Annotated in this window: 20 protein-coding genes; 12 read left to right on the top strand and 8 right to left on the bottom strand. The window is 62.8% G+C overall.

Going from position 1 to position 20,767, the window contains the following annotated elements; genetic code table 11:
- The first annotated feature begins 50 nt into the window (after nt 1–50).
- From ACFXS9_RS05250 to murJ, 3 genes are all read left to right on the top strand, one after another.
- Nucleotides 51–1,067: a Gfo/Idh/MocA family oxidoreductase gene (locus tag ACFXS9_RS05250; RefSeq protein ID WP_392685749.1), complete on the top strand. Its 1,017-nt coding sequence runs from the start codon at nt 51–53 to the stop codon at nt 1,065–1,067.
- Between the two features lie 27 nt (nt 1,068–1,094).
- Nucleotides 1,095–2,246 (top strand): DegT/DnrJ/EryC1/StrS family aminotransferase, encoded by a 1,152-nt coding sequence (locus ACFXS9_RS05245; RefSeq protein WP_392685746.1) that lies wholly within the window; start codon nt 1,095–1,097, stop codon nt 2,244–2,246.
- A 113-nt stretch (nt 2,247–2,359) separates the two neighbouring features.
- A complete protein-coding gene (gene murJ / locus ACFXS9_RS05240; protein WP_392685743.1) occupies nt 2,360–3,901 on the top strand; it encodes a murein biosynthesis integral membrane protein MurJ in 1,542 nt (513 codons plus the stop codon).
- Here murJ and ACFXS9_RS05235 read toward each other — a convergent pair.
- Entirely contained in the window at nt 3,898–4,263 is a 366-nt protein-coding gene (locus ACFXS9_RS05235) for a hypothetical protein (protein WP_392685740.1), read from the bottom strand. The genes murJ and ACFXS9_RS05235 overlap by 4 nt on opposite strands.
- Here ACFXS9_RS05235 and ACFXS9_RS05230 point away from each other — a divergent pair.
- Together ACFXS9_RS05230 and ACFXS9_RS05225 are read left to right on the top strand one after the other, a co-directional pair.
- The gene (locus ACFXS9_RS05230) at nt 4,231–6,540 is read left to right on the top strand and encodes a xanthine dehydrogenase family protein molybdopterin-binding subunit (RefSeq protein WP_392685737.1); all 2,310 of its coding nucleotides are present in this window, start codon (nt 4,231–4,233) and stop codon (nt 6,538–6,540) included. The two genes, ACFXS9_RS05235 and ACFXS9_RS05230, sit on opposite strands and share 33 nt — an antisense overlap.
- 105 nt (nt 6,541–6,645) lie before the next feature.
- On the top strand, nt 6,646–7,092 hold the full coding sequence (locus ACFXS9_RS05225) for a c-type cytochrome (protein ID WP_392685734.1): 447 nt from the start codon (nt 6,646–6,648) through the stop codon (nt 7,090–7,092).
- A gap of 204 nt (nt 7,093–7,296) precedes the next feature.
- Here ACFXS9_RS05225 and ACFXS9_RS05220 read toward each other — a convergent pair whose 3' ends face one another.
- Nucleotides 7,297–7,719: a CHRD domain-containing protein gene (locus ACFXS9_RS05220; protein WP_392685731.1), complete on the bottom strand. Its 423-nt coding sequence runs from the start codon at nt 7,717–7,719 to the stop codon at nt 7,297–7,299.
- Between the two features lie 169 nt (nt 7,720–7,888).
- Here ACFXS9_RS05220 and ACFXS9_RS05215 point away from each other — a divergent pair, with 169 nt between their 5' ends.
- Entirely contained in the window at nt 7,889–8,827 is a 939-nt protein-coding gene (locus ACFXS9_RS05215) for a c-type cytochrome (RefSeq protein ID WP_392685728.1), read from the top strand.
- Between the two features lie 24 nt (nt 8,828–8,851).
- Here ACFXS9_RS05215 and ACFXS9_RS05210 read toward each other — a convergent pair whose 3' ends face one another.
- From ACFXS9_RS05210 to ACFXS9_RS05200, 3 genes are all read right to left on the bottom strand, one after another.
- A complete protein-coding gene (locus ACFXS9_RS05210; RefSeq protein WP_392685725.1) occupies nt 8,852–9,346 on the bottom strand; it encodes a hypothetical protein in 495 nt (164 codons plus the stop codon).
- Entirely contained in the window at nt 9,280–9,648 is a 369-nt protein-coding gene (locus tag ACFXS9_RS05205) for a J domain-containing protein (RefSeq protein ID WP_392685722.1), read from the bottom strand. Before ACFXS9_RS05205 ends, ACFXS9_RS05210 begins: the two co-directional genes overlap by 67 nt.
- A gap of 259 nt (nt 9,649–9,907) precedes the next feature.
- Entirely contained in the window at nt 9,908–10,153 is a 246-nt protein-coding gene (locus tag ACFXS9_RS05200) for an Lrp/AsnC family transcriptional regulator (protein ID WP_057844007.1), read from the bottom strand.
- A 132-nt stretch (nt 10,154–10,285) separates the two neighbouring features.
- Between ACFXS9_RS05200 and thiD the strand changes: the two genes are divergently transcribed.
- The 4 genes from thiD to ACFXS9_RS05180 all read left to right on the top strand — a co-directional run bounded on the left by thiD (nt 10,286) and on the right by ACFXS9_RS05180 (nt 14,268).
- Entirely contained in the window at nt 10,286–11,086 is an 801-nt protein-coding gene (gene thiD / locus ACFXS9_RS05195; RefSeq protein WP_392685719.1) for a bifunctional hydroxymethylpyrimidine kinase/phosphomethylpyrimidine kinase, read from the top strand.
- A 271-nt stretch (nt 11,087–11,357) separates the two neighbouring features.
- On the top strand, nt 11,358–12,170 hold the full coding sequence (locus ACFXS9_RS05190) for a UDP-2,3-diacylglucosamine diphosphatase (protein ID WP_392685716.1): 813 nt from the start codon (nt 11,358–11,360) through the stop codon (nt 12,168–12,170).
- Entirely contained in the window at nt 12,167–13,225 is a 1,059-nt protein-coding gene (locus tag ACFXS9_RS05185) for a glycosyltransferase family 4 protein (protein WP_392685713.1), read from the top strand. Before ACFXS9_RS05190 ends, ACFXS9_RS05185 begins: the two co-directional genes overlap by 4 nt.
- Before the next feature lie 53 nt (nt 13,226–13,278).
- A complete protein-coding gene (locus ACFXS9_RS05180; protein ID WP_392685710.1) occupies nt 13,279–14,268 on the top strand; it encodes a threonine/serine dehydratase in 990 nt (329 codons plus the stop codon).
- Nucleotides 14,269–14,631: 363 nt separating this feature from the next.
- On the opposite strand, the gene ACFXS9_RS05175 is transcribed toward ACFXS9_RS05180, so the two are convergent.
- Nucleotides 14,632–16,008 carry a caspase family protein gene (locus tag ACFXS9_RS05175; RefSeq protein ID WP_392685707.1) on the bottom strand — a complete coding sequence of 459 codons (1,377 nt, stop codon included), beginning with the start codon at nt 16,006–16,008 and terminating at the stop codon, nt 14,632–14,634.
- A 172-nt stretch (nt 16,009–16,180) separates the two neighbouring features.
- Here ACFXS9_RS05175 and ACFXS9_RS05170 point away from each other — a divergent pair, with 172 nt between their 5' ends.
- Nucleotides 16,181–17,215 (top strand): AI-2E family transporter, encoded by a 1,035-nt coding sequence (locus ACFXS9_RS05170; protein WP_392685704.1) that lies wholly within the window; start codon nt 16,181–16,183, stop codon nt 17,213–17,215.
- On the opposite strand, the gene ACFXS9_RS05165 is transcribed toward ACFXS9_RS05170, so the two are convergent.
- Both ACFXS9_RS05165 and ACFXS9_RS05160 read right to left on the bottom strand, forming a co-directional pair.
- Nucleotides 17,212–18,990 carry a metallophosphoesterase family protein gene (locus ACFXS9_RS05165; RefSeq protein ID WP_392685701.1) on the bottom strand — a complete coding sequence of 593 codons (1,779 nt, stop codon included), beginning with the start codon at nt 18,988–18,990 and terminating at the stop codon, nt 17,212–17,214. The two genes, ACFXS9_RS05170 and ACFXS9_RS05165, sit on opposite strands and share 4 nt — an antisense overlap.
- A 38-nt stretch (nt 18,991–19,028) precedes the next feature.
- Entirely contained in the window at nt 19,029–19,334 is a 306-nt protein-coding gene (locus ACFXS9_RS05160; protein WP_392685699.1) for an AbgT family transporter, read from the bottom strand.
- A 397-nt stretch (nt 19,335–19,731) separates the two neighbouring features.
- Between ACFXS9_RS05160 and glsA the strand changes: the two genes are divergently transcribed.
- Nucleotides 19,732–20,730 carry a glutaminase A gene (gene glsA, locus ACFXS9_RS05155; protein ID WP_392685696.1) on the top strand — a complete coding sequence of 333 codons (999 nt, stop codon included), beginning with the start codon at nt 19,732–19,734 and terminating at the stop codon, nt 20,728–20,730.
- Nucleotides 20,731–20,767 lie beyond the last annotated feature (37 nt).

Genomic DNA, 20,767 nt, shown 5'->3' with positions numbered 1-20,767 from the left:
GGATACTACCGGCGCAATTCTGCCTGGAATCTGCTTGGGGTCGACAAATCATGAGTTCCAAAGGGTCCGCATTCGACGCGAAGGCCGACACAAAACGCGGCCTGCGCGTCGGCGTGGTCGGCGCGGGTGTGATGGGCAGCAACCATGCCCGCGTGCTGGCCGGTCTGCCCGGCGTGACGCTGGTCGGCATTGTCGATCCGTTGCCCGAACACCGCGCGCGCGCCACCGCGCTCGCCGGCTGCCGTGCGTTCGCCGAACTCGACGAGCTGTTTGACGAGGGCGTCGATGCCATTACGATCGCGGCGCCGACCCATCTCCATCACGAGATTGCGCTCGCCTGCATCACCCGCAACATCCACCTCCTGGTCGAGAAGCCGGTGGCCTCGACCGTCGAGGAAGGGCAGGACATCGTCAATGCGGCGCGTAGTGCCGGGGTGACGCTGATGGTCGGCCATGTCGAGCGCTTCAATCCGGCGGTCGCCGCGATCAAGCAGGCGATCTCGGGCGAGGACATTCTTTCGATCGGCATCACCCGCGTCGGACCGTTTCCGCCGCGGATGTCCAATGTCGGCGTCGTGATCGATCTCGCCGTCCACGATATCGACCTGATCCGCTGGTTCACCGAGTCCGATATCGTCGAGGTGCAGCCGCAGCTTTCCAGCGCGGTTGCCGAGCGCGAGGACATCGCGCTCTTGCAATTCCGCACCGCCTCCGGCGTGCTTGCCCATATCAACACCAACTGGCTGACCCCGTTCAAGGCGCGCAGCGTTACGGTCGCAACCCGCGGCAAATATGTGATGGGCGATCTTTTGACACGACAGGTGACCGAGTGCTTCGGCTTCAAACCCGACGGCAGCTACTCGATGCGGCATCTGCCGGTCGGCCATGACGAACCGCTGCGCGCCGAGCTGATCGCATTCCTCGATGCCGTCCGCACCGGCAATATGCCGGCGGTTTCCGGCGACGAGGGCGTCGCCAGTCTTGAAATCGCCATTCGCTGCCTCGAGCAGCCCGCCAAGCCCGCGGCGTCTGCCGCGCGCAAGGGACCGCGCCGCATCGCCGGCTGAATTTCTTCCAGAACCGAGCAAGGCTCCATGAACCAGCACATGCGTCCAGAACCCGTTCCCTTCGCTGATATCGCCGCGCAGCGCCGCCGGCTCGGCAAATCGATCGATGAGGCCGTTGCCCGCGTGCTCGATCACTGCCAGTTCATCAACGGACCGGAGGTCACTGAGCTGGAAGCCGCGCTCGCAAAGTTTTGCGGCGCCAAGCATGTGGTGAGCTGCGCCAGCGGCACCGACGCGCTGCTGATGGTGTTGATGGCGAAAAATATCGGCCCAGGCGATGCCGTGCTGTGTCCGTCCTTCACTTTTTGCGCAACCGGCGAGGTGGTGGTGCTGACCGGTGCCACGCCCGTCTTCGTCGATGTCGATGAGGTGACCTTCAACATCGACCCCGGCTCGCTCAAGCGCGGAATCGCAACCGCGCGGCAGCGTGGCCTGAATCCGCGCGCCATCATTCCGGTCGACCTGTTCGGACAGCCGGCCGACCAGGACGCGATCGGCGCCATCGCCGAAGCCGAAGGCCTGTTCGTGCTCAACGACGCCGCCCAGAGCTTTGGCGCCAGCTACAAGGGCCGCCGGCTCGGCACCTTCGGTCTGGCGACCACTACCAGCTTCTTTCCCGCAAAGCCGCTCGGCTGCTTCGGCGACGGCGGCGCGATCTTCACCGACGACGATGCGTTGGCCGAAACGCTGCGCAGCATCCGCGTCCACGGCCAGGGCTCGGACAAATACGACAACGTCCGTATCGGGCTTACCGCGCGGCTCGACACCATGCAGGCCGCGATTCTGATCGAGAAGCTGAAAATCTTCGAGGACGAGATCGCGGCGCGCAATGTGGTCGCGGAGCGCTATGCGCGGGGGCTCGGCAATGTCGTGACCGTGCCGCGTCTTGCCAGCGGCCGCAGCTCGATCTGGGCCTGCTATACGATCCGCCTGCCCAAAGGCACGGACCGTGACCGCTTTGCTGCCGACCTCAAAGCGCAGTGGATTCCGACCGCGATCTATTACACGAAATCGATGCATCAGCAGACCGCCTATCGCAATTTCCCAGTCGCGGATGGCGGACTGCCCGTGTGCGAGAGCCTGTCCGCCGACGTCATCAGCCTGCCGATACATGCCTATCTCGACGAGCCGACGCAGGAGCGGGTCATCAAGGCGGTACGCGGCGCGCTTCAGGCGTGATCCCGACCCGAAGGGCCGCGTCAGCAACGTGGCCGCCGGTTTCGGTCAACATCATGGCTAAGCTGCCGGCGGACTGATTTCCCCGTTTTGCGAATATGCGCTAGAAGCGGCGCATGCTTGGACGCATCTTCACCGTCGGCGGTTATACGCTGCTTTCGCGGCTGACCGGATTCGCGCGCGATATCATGCTCGCCGCGATTCTCGGCGCAGGGCCCGTCGCGGACGCGTTTTTCGTGGCACTGCGGCTGCCCAATCATTTTCGCGCGATCTTCGCCGAAGGTGCCTTCAACGCCGCCTTTGTGCCGGCCTATGCGCATCTGCGCGGCAAGGGTGAAGCCTCGGCGCGGCTATTCGCCGACCGCATCTTCACGCTGCTGTTCGCCGTGCAGGTGATCCTGCTCGTCCTGGCGTGGTGGTTCATGCCCGAGGTGATCGCCATTCTCGCGCCAGGGTTCAAGGACGACCCGGCGCGCGGCGAACTGGCAATATCGCTGACGCGGATCACGTTTCCGTATTTGCTGCTGATCACGCTGGTGACGCTGTACGGCGGCATGCTCAACGTGATGCACCGTTTCGCCAGCGCCGCCGCCGCGCCGATCTTCCTCAATCTGTCGATGATGGCGACGCTGGCGCTGGCGGCGTTCTTTCCGGGCGCGGGCTACGCCGCCGCATGGGGCGTTCTGCTCGCCGGCATCCTCGAATTCCTGCTGCTGGCTGGCGACGCGGCCAAGACCGGCATCCTGCCGAAATTCGCTTTCGTCAAATTCGATGAAGACGTGCGCGCGTTCTTCCGGGCGCTGGGGCCTGCGACCATCGGCTCGATGGGAACGCAGATCGCGTTGTTCGCCGATACGATCATCGCGACCTTTCTGCCGGCGGGCGCGCTTTCGGCGCTGTATTATGCGGACCGTCTCAACCAGTTGCCGATCGGCGTGATCGGGATCGCGATCGGCACCGTGCTGCTGCCGGAAATGTCGCGGCGCCTTGCGGCGAACGATATCACCGGTGCATCCGCCGCGCAGCGGCGGGCGTTCGAATTCTCGCTGCTGTTTTCGGTGCCTTTCGTCGCCGCCTTCCTGACCGTGCCTGATGCGATCATGCGCGCGATGTTTGCGCGCGGCGCGTTCTCGAACGCGGATGCGGTGGCCGCCGGCGCCACGCTGGCCGCTTACGCAATCGGACTCATCCCGTTCGTGACCATCCGCAGTGCGGTAGCAACCTTCTATGCCCGGCAGGACACCGCGACGCCGGTCAAGGCGGCGCTGACCGGCGTTGCCGTCAACGTCGCGCTGAAGGTCGCGCTGATGGGCGCGCTGGCGCAAATCGGCCTGGCGCTCGCCACCGCCATTGGAGCCTGGGTCAATCTTTTGCTGGTACTCTTCTTCGCGGTGCGGGCAGGCTATCTCGAACTCGACCGCGCCTGGATGATGTCGCTCGCCAAGTTCGCGGTGGCCGGTGTGCTGCTCGCCGCCGCGCTTTGGGCCACCGCGCGATTCGCCAGCTTCTATTTCGCGCAGATGCACGCCTTCCGGGACGAGACCGCGTTGCTATTGCTGATTGTGGCTGGTGCCTTCGTATACGGCGTCTTGATCCTGCTGCTGTTCGGCAGGGGCTGGCTATTCGTGCTGCTGCGCGACCGGCAATCCCGGAGCTAAACTTCTGTGAATAAAAGAAATTTTCTAGAAGTCGCGCGGTGGCCGCGTTGACGCAGTTCGCGTCGACCGCCGGAAAAACGCCGGCATTGTGAGCCGGACATCATCAAGTTTTCTTGTTGTGCAGGTGCGGAAAATCCGGCCGCTGAATATTCGCCGCCGAAAGCGGGTTTGCGCTGGCTCGCGAACCGCTGCAATATAGAACGCTTCCAGGTGCGTGATCCGGAAACGCGGGTACCGGATTCTCCCGAAAGGATCATGCTCAAAACAAAAGTGAGTGCGGTGACGTTTCCAGGAAAAGTCATCACGCGCCAATGGCAATTGGAGATACGATGGCAGCTCCCATCAAGTTCGGCGTCGGTCAAAGCGTCCTTCGCAAGGAGGACGACGCGCTCATTCGCGGCAAGGGTCGCTATACCGACGACCATTCGCCACAGCCGGCGTTGCACGCGCTGATGCTTCGCTCGCCGCATGCGCACGCGAAGTTCACGCTCAACGTCACCAAGGCCCGCGGGATGCCGGGCGTGGCTGCGATCCTGACCGCCGACGATGTCAGGGATCTCGGCGACCTGCCGTGCCTCTTCAACTTGGAAGTCGATCCGTTCACCGGCCCGCCCTATCCGATTCTTCCCAAGGACGAGGTGCGCCATGTCGGCGACGCCGTCGCCTTCGTGGTCGCCGACGCCATCGACCAGGCCCGTGACGCAATCGAGGCGATCGACGTCAAATGGACGCCGCTTCCGTCGGTGGTCGGCGTCGTCAACGCCGTGAAGAAAGACGCGCCGCTGGTCTGGCCTGACAAGCCCGGCAACGTGCTGTTCGACGTATCGATCGGCGACAAGAAGGCGGCTGAGGCCGCCTTTGCCAAGGCGCATGCGATCGCCGAGATATCGATCGTCAACCCGCGCGTCATCACCAACTTCATGGAGACGCGCGCCGCGGTCGCCGAATACGACGCCAAGCGCGATCATCTGACGCTGACCATCGGCAGCCAGGGCAGCCATCGCCTGCGCGAAATCCTGTGCGGCATGGTACTGAAGATTCCGATGGAAAAGATGCGTGTGATCTGCCCCGACGTCGGCGGTGGCTTCGGCACAAAACTGTTTCCTTACCGCGAGTATGCGCTGATTTCGGTGGCGGCGCGCAAGCTGCGCAAGACCATCAAGTGGACCGCAGATCGCTCCGATCACTTCATGGGCGACGCGCAGGGCCGCGACAACGTCACGACCGCGAAGATGGCGTTGGCCGAGGACGGCAAATTCCTCGGCATGGACGTCGATCTGATGGGCGACATGGGCGCCTATCTCTCGACCTTTGGGCCCTACATCCCCCATGGCGGCGCCGGCATGCTGCCCGGGCTCTACGATATCCGGGCCTTCCACTGCCGCGTCCGCACCGTGTTCACCAATACCGTGCCGGTCGACGCCTATCGCGGCGCCGGGCGCCCCGAAGCGGCCTATGTGATCGAACGTCTGGTCGATGCGGCCGCGCGAAAGCTTGGGCTGACGCCGGACGCTATCCGGCGCAAGAACTTCATTCCGCCGAAGGCGATGCCCTACAAGACCGCGACCGGAAAGGTCTACGATTCCGGGGACTTCACCGCGCATATGAAACGCGCCATGGAAGTTGCCAACTGGAAGGAATTTCCGAAGCGCGCCAAGGCGGCGAAGAAGCAAGGTCTCGTGCGCGGCATCGGCATGTCCTGCTACGTCGAGATCTGCGGCACCATGGGCGAGGAGACCGCCAATGTCGCGCTCGATCCCAATGGTGACATCAACATCCTGATCGGCACGCAGTCGAGCGGGCAGGGCCATCAGACGGCTTACGCGCAGCTCGTCGCCGAACAGTTCGGCGTGCCTCCGGAGCGTGTCCACGTCCTGCAGGGCGATACCGACAAGATCCCCACGGGTCTCGGTACCGGTGGCTCTTCTTCGATTCCGACCGGCGGCGTCAGCGTCGAGCGCGCCACCCGCGAGCTAGGCACCAAGCTGAAGGAGATCGCGGCCGAAGCGCTGGAGACCAGCGCCGGCGACCTCGAGATCAGCAATGGCCTCGTGCGCATCGCAGGTACCGATCGCTCGATCAGCTTCGCCGATCTCGCAAAACGTCCAGGCGTCGATCCGTCGAAACTGAATGCGAGTGCGACCTTCGCGCAGGCCGACGGTACCTACCCGAACGGCACGCATCTCGCCGAAGTCGAGATCGATCCCGCCACCGGCATCATCAGAATAATCAACTATGTCATCGTCGACGATTTCGGGGTCACGCTCAATCCGCTGCTGCTCGCCGGCCAGGTGCATGGCGGCGCGATGCAGGGCATCGGTCAGGCCTTGATGGAACACGCGGTCTATAGCGCAACCGATGGCCAGCTCGTCACAGGCACCTTCATGGATTATGCGGTGCCGCGGGCTTCCGACGGTCCGTCGTTCCATTTCGAAACGCACAATGTGCCGTGCACGACCAATCCGCTCGGCGTCAAGGGGGCAGGCGAGGCGGGCGCGATCGGCTCTTGCCCCGCGGTGGTCAACGCGATCATTGAGGGCCTGTGGCGCGAGTACAAGATCGATCATATCGACATGCCGGCGACAGCCGAGCGCGTCTGGATCGCGATCCGCGAGGCACAGAAGCGGCATAACCTCTGATATTTTGTCGCAGGCGGAATGAAGCTCCGGCTGCGGTGTTTAAAAACAGTCGGTCCGCACCACCTTTGGGGCCGGTACAAACCCGAATTGAAGGGGATTTAGCCAATGAAGCGGATCGTCGTCGTCGCAGCTGTGCTTGCATTCAGTGCCGGTGCGGTCGTTGCACAGCAGGATCAGGTCAAGCGGACCCAGGGCATGATGAAGGACAATGGCAAGAACGCAGCCGCGTTATCGGCGATGGTCAAGGGCGAAAAGCCCTACGATCAGTCGACTGTCAATGCGGCGCTGGCCCAGTTCGATGACACTGCCAAGAACCTTCCGACGCTGTTCCCCGAGAGCATGAAAGGTGTCAAGCTGGAGGGTGATTACGATGCCTCGCCGAAAGTCTGGACAGACAAGGCCGGCTTCGAGTCCCAAATTAAGAGCTTCGCCAAGGTCGTCACCGATGCCAAAAGCAAGGTCAAGGATCTCGACACGCTAAAGGCGGAACTGCCTGTCATCGGCAAGCAGTGCAGTGGCTGCCACGAGACATATCGGATCAAGAAGGGCTGATCGCATTCTAACTTTGAGCGTGATCTCCGCGCAAACGCGTTCCGCGTTTGTCGCGAGGGAAAACCGCTACACATTTTTCCGAATCATGCGCTGACCTCAAAAACGGGCGGACGCCGCGAAGCGTCCGCCCTTTGTGTTAGCCTTTTCTTGTTTTTGTTTGCTCGCGTTCGAACCTACGTCACCAAGTTTACTTGGTGACTTGATTTATTTGGTTACCTGGCCGCGGATTTCACCGCCCGGATTGGCGGCGGTGTGAATGTTGATGTAGTACCTGCCGGCCATGAGATCTGCGGCCTGCGCGTCGGTCAGCGTCGCGCTGCCCTCGACCGGGCTCGACGTCGCATTTGGGATGGCGACGGCGACACCGGCGTTCTTGCCGGCTTCCGCGGGCCCGTGGAAATGTGCGGCGGTGGCAGGGCCGGACAGGCCGGAATAGGAGAGCTTCCAGCTCAGCTTCTTGCTGGCGGGATCGTAGTCGATGTCGGCGGTGCCCTTGGCCGCGCTGGTGTTGGGCGGCACCTGGGATTTACCGTCGAGTGTTGCCTTCATCTTGTCGGCAGATGCTGGTCCGGCAAAAGCAATCGCTGCCCCCAACGCAAGCGTGACAAGCATGGTCTTGTTCGACATGGTGTTTCTCCCTGTGGACGTCAAAACGGCGATGTCAGCCTCAGAACAACGCCTTTCCGAATTTATTCCCGAGACGCAGACAAAGGCTCGAAATTTCGCAGAAGCCTATGGCGCAAAGTGCGTTCATACTGGTTGTTGAGTTTAGGACTCCCTGACAACGGATCAGTGAATGCTGCGACGAATTCTCCTTGGCTTGATTTTGGCTGGCGTCGCCGGCGCCGGTGTCTTCTGGTGGCTGACGATCCCGGCGGTCGTTGCTCCAGCCTCGCTTCCTCCTCGCGCACCGAACCTTGCCAACGGCGTTGCAACGTTCAATGTCGGGGGCTGTTCCTCCTGCCATGCCGTTCCCAACCAGCCCGATCGACTGAAGCTCGGTGGCGGGTTAGCAATGCCGTCTCCGTTCGGGACGTTCTACGTTCCCAACATTTCGCCTGATCCGACCTACGGTATTGGCCGGTGGAGCGAGGCGGATTTTGTGACCGCGGTGCTCAAGGGGACGTCGCCGGACGGCGTGCATTATTTTCCGGCCTTTCCATATACGTCCTACCAGAACGCTACCGTCGACGACGTTCGCGATCTCTTTGCCTACCTGAAGACTCTTCCAGCAGTGGCCGGCAAGCCGCGCGATCACGACGTGCCGTTTCCATTCAATATCCGCCGCAACATCGGCGTCTGGAAATGGTTGTTCATGGACGGAAAGCCTCACGTAGCCGACGCCTCACATTCGGCGTCGTGGAAACGCGGGGCTTATCTCGTCAACGGTATGGGCCATTGCGCCGAGTGTCACAGCCCGCGCAACTTCCTCGGCGGTATCGTCCAGACGCAACGCTTCGCAGGTGGGCCCAATCCGGAAGGAGAGGGCTGGGTCCCCAACATCACTCAGAAGAGATTGGCCGAGTGGAGTGCGAAGGATATCGCCTACTTCCTCGAAACCGGGCAAACGCCGGATGGCGACACTGCCGGCGGATCGATGGCGCGGGTGATCAGGAACACGTCGCAATTGCCGCCGGAGGATCGCGACGCCATCGCGGAGTATGTGAAGTCGTTGCCAGCGGTCGAGGGACCGCCGCGGCCGCCGAAGAAGGCAAAGGACGATCAAAAGTCTTGATGGACAGCGTGACGTCGCGCGTCGTCAGTTAGTCAAGGCGGCGGTGATCGGCTCACGCCTTTCCGGCAATGTCGGCACGATCGTCAACGGCTTGCGCGGCACGGGCGGCGCGGCGGTTTTGGTCCGTTTCAAGTCCGTGGGACGTTTGGCCGACGCGGCGAACGAGCGATCGAAATCGCCCATCCGGTACAGCACGACGCCGCGGTCGAAATGGGCGGTTGCGAACCGCGGATAGTACTGGACGCCCAAATTGTACGTGGCGAAGGCCGGGACGGGCTCGAAGCGGCCGATGGGGGCGGCGCCCGATTCCTTGGCTGCGGGTACTGCGGAGGCGAGCGCGATCGCTCCGCCGGTAGAAACCTCTCCACCGCGCTGGATGCGCGGTTCGTCCTGCGCCGGGCCGTCGGGCTGCACGGCCGCAACTTCCTGCACGCCGCCGGCGGTTCTGTCGGTCAGCATTTCGGCGGCGCCCGGCGGTTTTGAAAACAATCCGAACACGGTGTAGCCGCCGACCAGCACCGCAGAAATGATCGTTGCCGCCATCGTATTGGAGGCGACCTTTCGGACGGTCTCATAGGTGCGGATTGCTGGGGGGCAGGCGGCTGCAGCGCAATGGCGAGCAACTGATCGTAGGTCGAGCGCTGCTCGGTGTCGGTCAGGATGTCATAGGCGCGCACCAGTTCCCTGAACCTCAGCGCGGCGTCGGGATTATCGGGATTGATATCGGGATGGGTCGCCTTCGCGGCCTTGCGGAATGCCTTCCGCAATTCCTCCGCGTCATCACTCGGAAGCGCTCCGAGCAAATCGTACAGCGTCCCCATGGTGGTACTCGCGACTGTTTCCCCCTCGGAATGTCCCCGCCGCGGAGCTTCCGATTGACGACGCCCTAGTTAATCAAAAATATCAAGGCGGTAGGATGATCCTCATATGGCAAAAGCATGCCATGGTTAACGTCGTTAACCCTCCGTTAACCCTTCGTTGCGGTGAGAAGCCCCGCGATCGGGGGTAGGCTGAAGCGGCGCGCCCCCAAACCTCCAGCCATCCGCCGGGCTAGGATAGAGGGGGAAGGCAGGCCGATGCCTAACCCGCGCCGAACGCCTTGAAGGTGATGATGGTGTGGGTGTCCTGGATCCCTGGAATCACCTGCACCTTCTCGTTGACGAAATGGCCGATGTCGGTGTCCTTGTCGACGTAGAACTTGACCAGCAGATCGTAATCGCCGGCAGTGGAATAGATCTCCGAGGCGATCTCGGCCTCCGCGAGCGCATTGGCGACGGCATAGGATTGGCCGAGTTTGCATTTGAACTGGACGAAGAAGGGAACCATCGCAGTCGTCTCCGAATTGGTTGGTCCCAATAGGCCAAAAACCGCTGATAATGGCAAGCCGGCTTGCTGCCCATGCCACGGCGCGATAGGACATTCCATGGCCTTCAACCGACGACTTGCACGAGGTTTGCGATGACGGCGCCGATCGCGCTGACCATCGCCGGCTCCGATTCCTCTGGCGGCGCCGGTATCCAGGCCGACCTGAAGACGTTTGCCGCGCTCGGCGTCTACGGCGCCTCCGTCATCACGGCGCTGACAGCACAGAATACCGAAGGCGTCAGCGGCATCCATCAGGTGCCGGCGGAGTTCGTGACCGCGCAGATCGATGCAGTGTTTTCCGATCTCGACGTCGGAGCGGTCAAGATCGGCATGGTGGCGCAGCCATCGGTTATCGACGCCATCGTCGCCGGTCTCAAGCGCTGGTCGCCGCAGCATGTCGTGCTCGATCCCGTGATGGTCGCAACCTCCGGCGATCGGCTGCTGGCTGCAGAAGCGGTCGATGCGCTGCGGACAAGACTCATTCCGCTTGCTTCGGTCATTACGCCCAATTTGCCTGAGGCCGCCGCGCTGCTCGACGAACCGGTGGCTGCGGGTGAGGCCGCCGTCGAAAGCCAGGGCAGACGATTGCTGGCCATGGGCTGCAAGGCGGTGCTGATCAAGGGCGGCCACGGGGAAGGCGCCGAATGCGTTGACTATCTGATCGGCACGAGCGGCACCATCGCGCTGGCCGCGCCGCGCATTGCGACGAAAAATACCCATGGCACCGGCTGCTCATTGTCCTCGGCGATTGCAGCGGAGCTCGCTAAGGGCGGGGAAATGGAAACAGCCGTACGTAGCGCCAAGGCGTGGATCAGTGCTGCGATTGCCGCGGCAGACCGGTTCAGCGTCGGGCATGGTCACGGGCCCGTGCATCATTTTCACAAGTTTTATTAGCTGACCTGTCGTCCCTGCGAACGCACGAACCCATACGCCGCGGCTTGTCAATTGAAGCAATCGGCTCGTTATCTTCTCCAACAATAAGCATCGGTGGTTATGGGTCCCTGCGTTCGCAGGGACGACGAGAAGATGTTGCGGAGGCCATGTCGCTTGCCTGTCGCATCGCGCTGCTATCCGCGAGAGCAAGGGCGCAGCATTGATTCTCGTGGGGCTATAGGTCGCGTGAACAGTCATCGCCCTGTCACAGAAATCTGGTAGGTGCACAGATATGGGCAGTGACTCCCTGAGCGAAGAGAGCCCCGAACGGCGCTTTCGTACCTTGTTCATCTCCGACGTCCATCTCGGAGCCCGCGGCTCGCAAGCCGACCGTTTGCTGGACTTCCTCAAAAGCCACGACGCCGACACCATCTATCTCGTCGGTGATATCGTCGATGGCTGGGCGCTGAAGTCGAGCTGGTACTGGCCGCAATCGCATAACGACTTCGTGCAGAAGATGCTGCGCAAGGCGCGCAAGGGCGCCAAAGTCATCTACGTGCCGGGCAATCACGACGAGTTCCTGCGCAACTACTACGGTACGCATTTCGGCGGCATCGACGTGGTGGAAAACACCATCCACACCGGCGTCGACGGCAAGCGCTATCTCATCATCCACGGCGACATCTTCGATCTCGTGGTGCAGAACGCGCGCTGGCTCGCCCATCTCGGCGACAAGGCCTACGACTTCGCCATTCAGATGAATCGCCTCGTCAACTTCTTCCGCCGCATGTTCGGCGTGCCCTATTGGTCGCTATCGCAATGGGCGAAGCTGAAGGTGAAGAACGCCGTCAACTACATCGGCGCGTTTGAACAGACGTTGGCCGGCGAGGCGCGGCGGCACGGCGCCGACGGCGTGATCTGCGGCCACATCCACTACGCCACCATCCGCGACGAGCACGGCATCCACTACATGAATTGCGGCGACTGGGTGGAAAGCTGCACCGCGCTCGCCGAGCACGAAGACGGCCGGTTCGAGATCATCACCTGGACCGATCCGCAGCGAAGGGCGGCGCCCGTTCCCCGCGTCGCGGCGCGCGCCGCATGACGCATATCCTCGTCGCGACCGATGCGTGGCATCCCCAGGTCAACGGGGTGGTGCGGACGCTGACCGCGATGGCGGAGGCGGCCACGGGGCTTGGCGTCGAGGTGAGTTTTCTGACGCCGCAATCGTTTCGCACCTTTGCGATGCCGAGCTATCCCGACCTGCGGCTGGCTCTGCCGCTTCCCGGCAAGATCGCACAACTGATCGAAGCGGCAAGGCCTGACAGCATACATATCGCGACCGAGGGGCCGATTGGGCTGTTGGTGCGGCGCTATTGCCGCAAGCGCGGCTTGCCGTTCACCACGAGCTTTCACACCCGGTTTCCGGAATATGTCTCGGCGCGCTCGCCGATTCCGGAAGCCTGGGTTTGGTGGGCGCTACGTACCTTCCACCGGCCGAGCCGGGCAGTGATGGCGGCGACGCCGGCGCTGGCGGCTGAGCTGCGCCTGCGTGGCTTTCGCAACGTGGTGCTGTGGTCGCGCGGCGTCGATACCTCGCTGTTCCATCCGCGCAGCGCCGATCTCTGCCTGCCGACGCCGGTATATCTCAGCGTCGGCCGTGTCGCGGTAGAGAAGAATCTCGAAGCCTTCCTCGATCTCGATCTGCCCGGCACCAAGCTCGTCGTCGGCGATGGGCCGGCCCGGATGGCGCTGGAGCGCAAATATCCTGGCGCCGTGTTTCTCGGCGCGCGGCATGGCGAGGAACTGGCCGAAATCTATGCGGCGGCCGATATTTTCGTCTTTCCCAGCAAGACCGACACGTTTGGCTTGGTGCTGCTGGAAGCGCTGGCGAGCGGCCTGCCGGTTGCGGCTTATCCAGTCAACGGTCCCCGCGACGTGATCGGCTCGGCGCCAGTTGGCGTGCTGAACGAGGATTTGCGCGCGGCCTGCCTGGAGGCGCTGCAGATTTCGCGGAAAGAATGCGTGGAATTTGCTGCCGCCCATAGCTGGCAGGCCTCGGCACGGGCTTTTGTCCATCATGCCCTCAATCTTGGTCCCCTGCAGCCGGAAGGCGAGCTGGCCGAATTTGTGGCGGAGGACCCGCATTTCGCCGCCTGATATCACCTGAATCTGTATTGCCCGCCGGTCCGCTTGCGCGATACAAAGTGCGCATGACGGAAAAAGCCTCAACGGCACCGGTCGGTGCTGCAGATATCGATGCGGCGGCGCGCGTAGTTGGCCCGTTCGCGGTGCGGACGCCGCTGTTGTCGTTCCCCGTTCTCAACGAGCGCGTCGGGACCAAGGTCTTTCTGAAGCCCGAAATGCTGCAGCGGACCGGATCATTCAAGTTCCGCGGCGCCTTCAACAAGCTGGCCTCGATCCCGCAGGACAAGCGCGGCGGCGGGGTGGTCGCATTCTCCTCCGGCAACCACGCCCAGGGCGTGGCGGCGGCGGCGCAGATCCTCAACATGCAGGCCACCATCGTGATGCCGGCGGACTCGCCTATCACCAAGCGCGAGCGCACCAAGGGCTATGGCGCGGAGGTGGTGCTCTACGACCGCGACAAGGAGGACCGCGAAGCGATCGCCAACGGCATCGCCAGCAAACGCGGTGCGACGCTGGTCCGGCCGTATGACGATCCCTTCGTCATTGCAGGGCAGGGCACTGCGGGCCGCGAAATCGCCGAGGACATGACAGCGCTCGGGCTCGTGCCCGATATCGTGGTAGCGCCGGCCTCCGGCGGCGGGCTGATCGCCGGCGTCGCGACGGCCGTGAAAGCAAAATTTCCGCAAGCGCAGGTGATTGTCGCCGAGCCCAAGGACTATGACGATCACGGCCTGTCGCTCCGCGCCGGCCATCGCGAGGCCCATCACGCCGCCGGCCGCACCATCTGCGATGCGCTGATGGCGGCGATGCCGGGCGAACTCACCTTCTCGATCAACAGCAAGCTGCTCGCAGCCGGCGTGACCGCATCCGACGAGGAAGTCGGCGCGGCGGTGGCCTATGCCTACCGGGAATTGAAGCTGGTGGTCGAGCCCGGCGGGGCTGTCGGCCTCGCCGCACTGTTGGCCGGCCGCATCGATGCCAGGGGAAAGAACGTCGTCATCGTGCTTTCCGGTGGCAACGTCGACGCGGACCTGTTCGCCAAACTGGTCGCCTGATCATCACGTCTTAAACGAAAGCGGGCAGAGCATGTGCTCTGCCCGCTTTTTTGCTGTCCGGAGCTCCGTGTTCAGCGCCTGAAGCCGCCGCCGAACGAGCTGCGGGACGGGCTTGAGGCGAAGCGCTGGCTGAAACCTCCTCCGCCGCCCATGCCGCCGCTGAACCGACGCGGCGCGGTCGTCATCATGGGCCTCGTCATCATGGGTTTGGTCGTGATGGGCTTGGTGACCCGTATCGGATTGTTATGAATCCTGGGCGGCAAGGTCGTGACCTTGCCGACCTTGCTGCTGCTGTTGCTGGCATTGACAGGGATCGGGTTGATCTTGCCGGGCAGGGTCGTGGCCTTTCCGCCAATGCCATTACTATTGCCAGTGAGCTTGCCAGGCAGGGTCGTGACCTTGCCCGTGTTGCCGTTGTTGATGCCATTGATCGGGTTTTTCGTTGCCGTGCCCTTGGCGAGGCAGCGTGATGATCTTGGAAGGCACCGGCATGTGGGCCTGGGCACCAAGATTGTGCTTGGAGATGCCGAGGATGGGTGAATTGCCGATGTTGCCCGGCTTGAACGTCGGAGACTGCTTCGCCAGATGCGTGAACTGCATCAGGGGCACGGCCTTCGGTGCGACCTGCAGCTTCAGCGCGGACTTGGCGTAGGGGCTGCTGGAATAATTGTCATGGAACGTCTTGTAGGCAAACGGCGAGTTGGCAACCACCGCTTTGTGCCACGCCGTCGCCATCCGCAGATTGCCGAGCAGCAGACGGATGTGGTCGCACAGCGGATCGTGCGGGTAAAGGCGGATGAATTCCTCATAGTACTCGGGCGAGCCTTCCGACAGCACGTAGTCGTAAGCCTGGCGCACCGAACGCGACGGCAGATTCGAGGCGGTCTGGATAGTCGGGCGGCGATCCGGCGCGCGGCCTGCGGCGACCGCGGTATCGCCGAAGAAATAGAAGTCGGAGGTCAGCGACGAACTTTCCCACGGTGTCTGCTTTCCGGAGGTGGTGTTGTTCACTTCGAGCCGGACGCGCTTGAACAATTGCTCGATCGGCAGGTTCGGCTCGCGTGCGACATTCAGGAAAGCTGACGTATACGGGCTGTGGTTGCCGTCGCCGTCCTGCGCTTCCATGCCCGGCGCGGTCGAGTAGCCGACGATCGAGCCTCGGGGTGCATCGACGATTGCCAAGCCGCGCCCGGCGTCGTTGATCTCGGGGAACGGATTGTTGCGGCAGGCATCGAGCACCACGATGCGCATCCGGCTCGGGATCGATTCCAGCGTACCCATCACGTCGACCAGCCGGACCGAATTGCCGTCAAGATCGGACGGCGAAGCGATCTTCGCATCGACCGGAAGCAGATAGTTCTCGCCTGCGACCTGCACGCCGTGACCGGCATAATAGATCATGGCGACGGTGCCGGGGCCGCGCTCGGCGACCCTGGCGGAGAAGTCTTGCACGACCTTGACCATGTCGCTGCGCGTCAGGTCGGTGGCCTGGGTGACCTCGAAGCCGGCAGAGTTCAAAAGCTGCGCCATCGACTGTGCGTCGTTGCCGGGATTGGCGAGCTTTGGCGCGATCTGGTAATTCGAATTGCCGATCACCAGCGCGACGCGCTGGTCGGCCGGCGGCGTTTGCATGCCGTTGCGGATGTCGACGTTCGGGGCTTCGGCCAACGCCGCACCAGCGAAGCCGAACAGGCCTGCCAGCAGGCCGGCACCCATTAGCAGTGACTTAAAGCGGGACATGGCTGCCTCCTCAGGCGAGACCTCGTTGCGAGATTTGCTGCTGGCAAGCTAAGCCGGGTGCGGGCCGTCGTACGTGACCGCGGTCACGGTTGCAGCGCGCGGCACTTCCACGCTTGCCGCCGCACGATGCCGCTGACAATCTCGGGTTGCTCCACGGTCGGAGGAACCCGAAATGGGCGCCGGACTAAAGACCACCGCAGGAGTTATCGCGGCCGTGTTGGTCACGGCGGCGCTGGCTCAGGCGAGCAGTGTGTTCGCGCCGCTTGCGGCGGCATTGTTCATCATTGCGATTGTGTGGCCGATCCAGAAGCAGTTGCAGTCCTGGATGCCAAAACTTGCCGCGCTGGCGATCACCATCATCGCCACCGTGGCGGTCTGCCTCGGCTTCGCCTCGCTCGCAGCCTGGGGATTTGGTCGGGTAGGGCAATCACTGCTCGCCGACCTGGGGCGCTACCAGGCCCTTTATACGGCGGCCGTAAATTGGCTGGACGGCCACGGCGTCTCGGTTGCGGGCCTGTGGGCTGAACATTTCAACGTAAGCTGGCTGCTGCGCGCCACGCAATATGTCACCGGACGGGTGAACACGACGCTCAGCTTTTGGGTGATTGCGCTGGTTTACGTCATGCTGGGGCTTCTCGAAGTCGAGAGCATCAGGCGAAACATCGAACGGCTGGATAACCGTACTGCAGCACGCCTGCTGCTCGACGGCAGCGAAGCGACCGCGGCGAAATTCCGAAAGTACCTTTTGGTGCGGACGCAGATGAGCGCGGTCACCGGCCTGCTGGTCGGCGGCTTCGCCTGGATTACCGGGCTGCCATTCGCGTTCGAATGGGGCGTGATCGCGTTCGTGCTGAACTATATCCCGTTCATCGGCCCGTTCGTTGCGACACTGTTTCCAACCCTGTTGGCGATGACGCAGTTCGAGACCTGGCCGGCGGTGCTCGGCGTGTTCGTGTGCCTGAACATCATTCAATTCGCGGTCGGCAGCTACATCGAGCCGCGGGTGGCCGGCAGCCTGTTGTCGATCTCGCCGGTGGTGGTGCTATTTGCGATCTTCTTCTGGACGTTCCTGTGGGGCCTGTTCGGGACCTTCATCGGCGTGCCCATCGCGCTCGCCATACTCACCTTCTGTGCGCAGCATCCGTCGAGCCACTGGATTGCTGATCTGCTCGGTGGACCGGAGCCGGAGAAACCCGGCAAGCTCTAGTCGGCTGTCTCGCCTTCGATCTCTACCCGCTCGGGCGGCAACAGGCCCAGCCGGCCATCATGGCCGGCCGTAAGCGAATGAATATAGAAGTACGTCGCCGCAGCGTCGGTCGCACCCATCACAGGCGACGGAGCGGAGATGATCTTTAGCCCGCCGCACGCGCCGATCCAGTCGATATGACGGTGGCCATGCATCACGACGGCGCGATCTCCCAGCGCTTCCAATCTGCGGACGAACCAACTGCCGTTGATCAGCGCCGTTCCGATGCGCTCGGAAAATGCTTTTACCGGCATGGGATATTCCGCCAGGTGGTGGTGCAATGCGACGATCCAGCGCGCCCGTGGAAAATATTCGATGGCTGCCTCGAGGCGATGCGCCTGTTCGACGGAGACCAGTCCGAGCGCGTTGGTGAAGGAAAAGTGGGTCTTTGCATTCGAGTTCAGGATAGCTATTCCGAGGCCATCTTCCGGCTCCGGCGGCAGGATCATCGGAAACTGGTCGTCGAAGAGGCTGCGCAGCGCGGCGACACGGCGCAAGCCTCCAGACTCCGCAACGGCCACGATCGCGTCGCGGTGCAGCGCCAGCGCCTGTTGCAGCGTAGCGGCCGGTCTTCCCTTGGCATCGACGACGTGCACCCGTTCGCCCTGCACGGCCGCCATCGCCGACAGCGTCCGGATTTGCCGCAGCCGTTTGCCGGTGCTGAACGGCAGGTCGAGCCGGGCCGGATTGGCGCGGTCGACGATGTTGACGTCGTGATTGCCCGGCAACAGGATCGTGCGCGCGGCAAGCTCCGGGTGGCGCGCCAATGCTTCGAGGACTAACGCCCATTCGCTGGCGCGACCGGCGTCGGTCATGTCGCCCGTGATCAGAACGTGATCGAGCGGATTGCTGGCGTGGATGGCGGCCAGCCGCGCGAGGATTCGATTGAGCCGGCCATTGCCGCGCGGACCAGCCCGCCCGCTTTCGATGCGAAAGCCATATTGCTCGCCGATCACGTGAAGATCCGACAGATGCGCAACGCGCCAAGTCCGGCCCTCGGCCGAGGCGGCATCGAACATGGCAAGATCTAGCGGTTGAGGCATGCTGGCATCGGCAAAACCCCAAACCAGCGATGCGACCGCCAGATAACCCGCCATCAGTACGACGGCATTCGCAAGCGTGGGCACGGCGAGCCGATGCAGCAAGAGCAGATCGCTCCAGTTACCAGCCCAACGCGAGGCAGGCCAGGCGAGTATCGCGATCACCACCGCGCATGCGGACAACATGATACCGGCGCCAACCGAATTGGCGCTGCGCAAGCGCGCCCGACCGGCAGGGGTGAAGTTTTTTCCAACGATCAGTTCCGTCAGATGACGCAAGGCTTCGCGCGCAAACGCATAGCCGGGCTGGACCGCGAGCGCATTGAGCGACCAGAAATTGATCTCGGCGATCCGAAGCAGCGGGCGCCATCCGATCCATCCCACCGCGACGATCGCGGCAAATAACAGCGCGGTGCCGATTTCGGTCAGCGCCGCAAGCTGTTCCGACAAGGTGGAAAACCAGGCCGAAGCCAGCAACGGCGCCAGACCGAGCAACACCGACGGCAACAACAGCAAGACCGTCCAGGCGAACAAGAGCTTCGGCAAACTGATTTCAACCAGCAGGCTTCCGGCGATTGCCAGCAGCGACCGCTGTCCCGGACTGGCGGCATCATCCTCGATATCGCCGTTGCGCGGATCGACCAGGATATTCTCTGCGGCTTTCGTAACGTGTCGCTCGGAGATCGGCTTCGTCATTGCTCAATACCGCATCCTTCCGCTCGCGCCGTCTCCGGCTAAACGCCCCAGGGGAGGCCCAACAGGTACCACGCGACAAAAAGAAGGGTCCGAAGTGCGGACATCCAGAGCACATAGGGCAGCATCAGCGCGATGACGGTGCCGACGCCTGCTTTGCGGTCGTACTTCTGGGCAAAGCCGACGACGAGCGCGAAGTAAGGATTGAGCGGAGTGATCGAGTTCATCGGCCCGTCTCCGACCCGATATGCCGCCAGAACCGCCGCCGGATCGACGGCCAACTGCACGAACAGCGGGACGAACACCGGCGCAAACATCATATGCGGCGCGCGAGGGCTCGACACCAAATCGGCCGATCAGGACGATCCCGCAGAGCCGCGGTTGCCAACGGCAGGCAGCTTCGCCTTGGCGGCGCACGGCATGGTTTTGACCGTATCACAACCTGCGAGAGAGCGGAACACGGTTCGCTGATCGCTCCCACCAGACCGTGACAGCGCGCTCGGTCAAGTTGGTTTTTAATTCGCCGAGGTTTGTCGATACATGATCAGCATCATGCGACTCATCACAAAGCTTTGTAGCGGGCAAAAAGCTACTTTAAGGTTGTATGATTGACTCGATGCACTTTCGAGCGTTTGCTCAGTTGCAATGAGAGGAAGCTGAGGCGGTCAACGCAGACCGCCTATCGGCGTGTAATTTGCGTTGCCGACCGCTCGACCGCTGCGAGCGGCCGGGTGGAGGAGTCCCATGGACTCACGCTTGATCTCGGAACGATCAGAACGGCCGTACATCTCGACGGGACATCTGCCTGAGCCGGATATGGTGCAGAGGTTGGTGTCCGACGCCCATCGGCGCTTCAAGTCGAATGGCGAGGGACAAAATTCACAGGTCTATCCGGCCCTTGCCAGGGTTCCCCGCGAACTGTTCGGGATTTGCGTCGCCGGCACCAGTGGGCGCGTCTACGAGGCCGGCGACACCGAATACGAATTCTCGATCATGAGCGTATCGAAGCCGTTCGTGTTCGCGCTTGTTTGCGAGACGATCGGCCCGGAAGAGGCGCGCAGAAGACTTGGGGCGAACGCCACCGGATTGCCGTTCAACTCCCTCGCGGCCATCGAGCAGGGCGGTGGCCGCACCAACCCGATGGTCAACGCGGGCGCGATCGCGACCACCAGCCTCGTGCCGGGCCTGACGGCTGAAGGCCAATGGCAATTCATTCACGACGGGCTGTCACGGTTTGCCGGGCGCAAGCTCACGCTCAATGAAGAGGTGTACGCCTCGGCGTCGCAAACCAACTATCGCAACCGCAGTATCGCCCGGCTGCTGCAGAGCTACGACCGCATTTATTGCGACGCCAAGCAGGCGACCGATCTCTACACTCGGCAGTGCTCACTCAACGTAAGCGCCAGAGATCTGGCGGTCATGGGCGCGACGCTGGCGGACGGCGGCGTCAATCCGGTTACCCGGCAGCGCGTGGTGGATGCTGCGGTCTGCCACTACGCGCTGACCGTGATGATTACCGCCGGCCTATACGAGACCTCGGGCGACTGGCTCTACGACATCGGCCTGCCCGGCAAGAGCGGGATTGGTGGCGGCATCGTCGCGGTCTCTCCCGGCAAGGGCGGCTTCGGTACCTTCGCGCCGCCGCTCGACGCGGCCGGCAACAGCGTGAAAGGGCAACTCGCGGCAAAATTCCTGTCGCAGCGGCTGGGAATGGATCTGTTCGTATCGCAACCGGAAAACTGAAGCAGATGCAAAGAGGGGATTGATCGAGCCGATAGCT

Source organism: Bradyrhizobium sp. RDI18, from assembly GCF_043203335.1.
In the GTDB taxonomy this organism is placed as follows: Bacteria; Pseudomonadota; Alphaproteobacteria; order Rhizobiales; family Xanthobacteraceae; genus Bradyrhizobium; species Bradyrhizobium retamae.
The sequence above is the reverse complement of the archived record's forward strand: the minus strand, read 5'-3'. Positions and strand labels throughout refer to the sequence as shown.

What these genes read in the sequence shown, in the direction of transcription:
- ACFXS9_RS05180 (WP_392685710.1), top strand. Translation starts at nt 13,279, where the DNA reads ATGACGGAAAAAGCCTCAACGGCACCGGTCGGTGCTGCAGATATCGAT.
- ACFXS9_RS05250 (WP_392685749.1), top strand. Translation starts at nt 51, where the DNA reads ATGAGTTCCAAAGGGTCCGCATTCGACGCGAAGGCCGACACAAAACGC.
- ACFXS9_RS05175 (WP_392685707.1), bottom strand. Translation starts at nt 16,008, where the DNA reads ATGTCCCGCTTTAAGTCACTGCTAATGGGTGCCGGCCTGCTGGCAGGC.
- ACFXS9_RS05220 (WP_392685731.1), bottom strand. Translation starts at nt 7,719, where the DNA reads ATGTCGAACAAGACCATGCTTGTCACGCTTGCGTTGGGGGCAGCGATT.
- ACFXS9_RS05200 (WP_057844007.1), bottom strand. Translation starts at nt 10,153, where the DNA reads ATGGTTCCCTTCTTCGTCCAGTTCAAATGCAAACTCGGCCAATCCTAT.
- ACFXS9_RS05230 (WP_392685737.1), top strand. Translation starts at nt 4,231, where the DNA reads ATGGCAGCTCCCATCAAGTTCGGCGTCGGTCAAAGCGTCCTTCGCAAG.
- thiD (WP_392685719.1), top strand. Translation starts at nt 10,286, where the DNA reads ATGACGGCGCCGATCGCGCTGACCATCGCCGGCTCCGATTCCTCTGGC.
- ACFXS9_RS05165 (WP_392685701.1), bottom strand. Translation starts at nt 18,990, where the DNA reads ATGACGAAGCCGATCTCCGAGCGACACGTTACGAAAGCCGCAGAGAAT.
- ACFXS9_RS05185 (WP_392685713.1), top strand. Translation starts at nt 12,167, where the DNA reads ATGACGCATATCCTCGTCGCGACCGATGCGTGGCATCCCCAGGTCAAC.
- murJ (WP_392685743.1), top strand. Translation starts at nt 2,360, where the DNA reads ATGCTTGGACGCATCTTCACCGTCGGCGGTTATACGCTGCTTTCGCGG.
- ACFXS9_RS05245 (WP_392685746.1), top strand. Translation starts at nt 1,095, where the DNA reads ATGAACCAGCACATGCGTCCAGAACCCGTTCCCTTCGCTGATATCGCC.
- ACFXS9_RS05170 (WP_392685704.1), top strand. Translation starts at nt 16,181, where the DNA reads ATGGGCGCCGGACTAAAGACCACCGCAGGAGTTATCGCGGCCGTGTTG.
- ACFXS9_RS05190 (WP_392685716.1), top strand. Translation starts at nt 11,358, where the DNA reads ATGGGCAGTGACTCCCTGAGCGAAGAGAGCCCCGAACGGCGCTTTCGT.
- ACFXS9_RS05215 (WP_392685728.1), top strand. Translation starts at nt 7,889, where the DNA reads ATGCTGCGACGAATTCTCCTTGGCTTGATTTTGGCTGGCGTCGCCGGC.
- glsA (WP_392685696.1), top strand. Translation starts at nt 19,732, where the DNA reads ATGGACTCACGCTTGATCTCGGAACGATCAGAACGGCCGTACATCTCG.
- ACFXS9_RS05225 (WP_392685734.1), top strand. Translation starts at nt 6,646, where the DNA reads ATGAAGCGGATCGTCGTCGTCGCAGCTGTGCTTGCATTCAGTGCCGGT.
- ACFXS9_RS05205 (WP_392685722.1), bottom strand. Translation starts at nt 9,648, where the DNA reads ATGGGGACGCTGTACGATTTGCTCGGAGCGCTTCCGAGTGATGACGCG.